This window comes from Pediococcus parvulus (assembly GCF_007990205.1).
In the GTDB taxonomy this organism is placed as follows: domain Bacteria; phylum Bacillota; class Bacilli; order Lactobacillales; family Lactobacillaceae; genus Pediococcus; species Pediococcus parvulus.
The window spans coordinates 1-4,076 of sequence record NZ_BJWE01000070.1; the positions used below are offsets into that span (position 1 = coordinate 1).

At 46.0% G+C, this 4,076-nt stretch carries 2 protein-coding genes; both read left to right on the forward strand.

Going from position 1 to position 4,076, the window contains the following annotated elements; all coding sequences use genetic code 11:
• Window positions 1-66: 66 nt before the first annotated feature.
• Window positions 67-2,670 (forward strand): bifunctional lysylphosphatidylglycerol flippase/synthetase MprF, encoded by a 2,604-nt coding sequence (gene mprF / locus PPA04_RS09155; RefSeq protein WP_057785043.1) that lies wholly within the window; start codon window positions 67-69, stop codon window positions 2,668-2,670.
• A 148-nt stretch (window positions 2,671-2,818) separates the two neighbouring features.
• Window positions 2,819-3,871 carry an IS30 family transposase gene (locus PPA04_RS09160; RefSeq protein ID WP_057785042.1) on the forward strand — a complete coding sequence of 351 codons (1,053 nt, stop codon included), beginning with the start codon at window positions 2,819-2,821 and terminating at the stop codon, window positions 3,869-3,871.
• Window positions 3,872-4,076 lie beyond the last annotated feature (205 nt).

The following is a 4,076-nucleotide window of genomic DNA, read 5'->3' on the forward strand; positions in this document are numbered from 1 at the left end:
AAATGGAAATCAAAACGTTATAAATTCAAGATTAAATACAGATAATCTAGGGAAAGGAGAATTTTTTTGAAGGCAACGTTACAGAAAATCGGGACGGCACTCAATAAACGCATGGGGATCATCAAAGCATTATTTGTATTCTCTGTCCTGTTATTTGTGATTACGGAAGTCGGCAAAATTGCGAAGGAAGTCAGTGGCGCGCAGTTGGCGAATGCGCTTGCTTCGCAAAGCTGGTGGCATCTGTTGAGCATGGTCGTGATTGGTATTATCGCAGTGACACCAATGCTGACGTATGACGTCATGATTACAAAGTTTTTACCCAACCACTATTCACTTGGATATGTCTTAAAAGCTGGATGGATCACCAATACATTTACGAATATCGGTGGTTTTGGGGGCGTGCTGGGCGCCTCACTGCGTGCTAACTTTTATAATCGCGAAGCCACTAAGAAACAAATCGTGTTTGCCATTTCCAAGATCGCTTTGTTTTTAGTTTCGGGATTGTCATTATATTGTATGATCTCACTCGTGCTAGTCTATGGCTTTGGCATTGGGAACATGTATGGCAGTTACTGGATCTGGCTCGTCGGTGGTGCACTGTATTTTCCAGCTATCTTTATTTTTACACGGGTCAACGATTCGGAATTCTTCGATGGCCTTACGCTCGGCAACGTCGTTCGGTTATTGAGTGGGTCGTTTGGTGAATGGACTGGCTGTGTGCTGTTCTTCTTATTAATTGGAAACTTTATGGGATTACCCATTGATTTTGCAGCAGTCGTGCCGTTATTCGTGATTGCTTCGGTTGTCGGTGAAGTGTCAATGGTACCCGGTGGTATTGGGTCATTCGACGTTTTCATGATTTTTGGTCTCAGTGCGGTCGGAGTTTCTCGACCAGACGCCGTCGTATGGCTCTTATTTTACCGGTTATTCTACTATATTATCCCGTTTGCCATCGGGCTGGTCTTATTCATCCATGACACCGGCCATCGCTTAAACGTGCGCTTAGCGGGTATTCCTAAGCAGGCATTACAACGTGTTGCTCAGATGGTACTGACGGTTTTTCTCTACTTTTCTGGTTTTCTGATGTTGTTGATGTCAACGGTCCCTACCTTTGCATATAGCAATAAACTCTTCTTACAGTTTTATCCGTACACCTTTTTCTTTATTAATCAGGCCAGCAGTATTATTATGGCCTTCTCACTGATTGGGGTGGCGTTGGGAACTGCTGGCCGGGTCAAAAAAGCTTTTTGGCCAACGGTGATTGTCCTGCTGATTGCAATTTTGAATACGATTCGCTGGCTCGTCGTTTATGATGCAATTTCGATGAAATTTGTGATTTTCTTGATTGTGATTCTAGCGCTAGTGGCTTTGTCGCGGCATGCTTATTATCGTGATCGGTTGGCTTTTTCGTGGGGGCAAACGTTGTGGGTTAGCTGCGTGTATGTGGTGACCTTTATCTTGTATACGATTGTGGGGGTCTATAACGCGCCCCAAATTCATCATCGGCATGCGGTTCCTGAAGCTCTGTTCTTCCCATCACAAAAGCTCTGGTTATTTGGGGTGATTGGGTTAGTCTTAGCGGCAATGATTTTGATTATTATGTACCGCTACTTTGCGAGTGGCTATAACGCCCGATTGCGTCAAAAGATGGATGCGGCTCGGGTCAAACAAGTGATTGAAACTTATGGCGGCAATGAAATCTCACACTTGGCTTATTTGAATGATAAGTTAGCATATTACTATCAAGTCGATGGGGTCGATCAACTGATCTTCTTATACCAGCAGAAGGCTGATAAACTGATCATTATGGGAGAGCCATTCGGTAATCAAGCGGTATTACAAGCTGCCTTGGAACAGTTATTGGATGACGCAGATAGTGACGGTTGCTCGCTAGTCTTTTACGAAATTAGTGAGATGCTGACGATGCGCCTACACGAAATGGGCTTTGACTTTATCAAAACCGGTGAAGAAGGGCACGTCAAATTGGCAGACTTTAGTTTGGCTGGTAAACGGCTACGGGGTGAGCGGGCCCTAATGAATAAGTTTACCCGGGATCACTATGAGTTTGCCATCTTGCAGCCACCGTTCAGTGCCAACGTTATGGCTGAATTACGAGCTGTTTCGGATAGTTGGTTAGCAGGTGAGACGGAAAAAGGATTCTCGCTCGGATTTTTTGATGAGCAGTATCTCAATCAGGCACCCGTAGCGGTCGTTTATGATCCTGACCACCGAATTGTCGCGTTTGCGAATATTATGCCGCAGGGAAATCATCAGACGACTTCAATTGACTTAATGCGGTCAAGCAAATCGGCGCCATCCGGCATTATGGACACGGTCTTTGTGCACCTATTTGAACAGGCGCGTGACGATGGCTATGCTTATTTCAATATGGGAATGGCACCGTTATCCGGTGTGGGGGTTTCACGCTACAGTTTTATTCAAGAAAAAATTGCTCATTTAATTTACGAATATGGCTACCAGTTATATGGTTTTCAGGGATTACGGTCGTACAAAGAGAAGTATGTGACCGAGTGGGAACCGAAGTACATTGCGTACCGAAAACGTAATTCACTAATTTTCACCATTTTACAATTGCTACAAGTCGTTAATACCCGGGTGCACAAGTCTGAGCGGCACCGGCCAGTATGGTTGTTGAAACGATTGAAATAACTGAATCATGCACGTTGTTGATAAGACGCGCATTTTAGAATCAAGTTAGCCACTGTCTCAAAATTTTTTGGACAATAAAAAACATCAAGAACAGATATCCTGTATCATTGAAGTTCCTACACAAACAATGGAAGAGGATGTTGTCTTGATGCAGAAACAGGATAGCACACACCGCCAAAAAGGTCAGCACTTAACATCACTCGAGCGCGGAAAAGTGGCCGGATTCCGCCAAGCTGGGAAGTCCAATCGTTGGATTGCTGCTGAAATTGGCGTCTGCCCGCAGACCATTAATAATGAAATCAAGCGAGGTACAGTAGATCAGGTCAAGAAGAGTAATGGCAAGCGCGTCTACCATCGACAATACCTACCAGAGGCTGCTCAGGCACGTTACGAGACTGCACGCTTGAGCTGCCATCGTCCTGACAAGTTCGCCAGTGTACAGGTCTTCTTAGCCTGGTACGTACAGCGAGCTAAGCAGGACAAATGGTCGCCGGATGCTTCAATCGGCTATGCCAAGCGACACAAGCTGTTTACTCCTGAAGAGCTTGTTTGTGCCTCGACTTTGTACCAGTACATTGACGACCAACGCCTAGAGATTCGAAATATCGACCTGTTGGAGAAGACTAAGCGGAAGACCTCTCACCAGCACCACACCAAGGCTAAGCGCCTGGCTGGCCGCAGTATCGAGGAACGGCCTAAGGTCGTTGAACGACGCAGGCAGTTCGGTCACTGGGAGATGGATACCATTGTCGGTAAACGCAATGGCAAGGAGAGCGTCATCTTGACTCTGATTGAGCGCAAGACCCGTTGCCAACTTCTCCGCTTGATCGAAGAACGAGATGCAGACTCTGTGAGCTATGCATTGCGTGGAATCAAGCGCGAATGGGGAGCTTGCATCAAGACCATCACAGCAGACAACGGACCCGAGTTCACCGCCTTAAATACTGCTTTTGCTGGGACGGAAACTGAGATCTTCTACGCCCATCCTTACACGTCCTGCGACCGTGGCACCAACGAGGCACATAACCGGATGATCCGCCAGGACTTCCCTAAGGGCATGTCCCTAGATGACATTAGCCCTAGTCAAGTGCAGGCCACGCAAGACTGCTTGAATCAGTTGCCTCGCAAACAACAGGGCTACTGCACACCCCAGCAAAACTTTGAGGCCGAAGCACGGCGCGTTCGCCGCATGGCCCAGTAGTCTCTCTAGCGCCACAACTTCTATTTGATAACGGCCTGTTCTGGGATTGTCCTCAACGACTGGCTAACTTGTTCTTGCAATTTACGATTTTATTTTCAAGATTGTATTTGAAAATAAAATGTTACCTTTTACCCTATAAAGGTAACGCCAAAAGAAAAATTCCCAATGCATTTAGCAAAGGGAATTTTTTGTAATTAATTCGTGG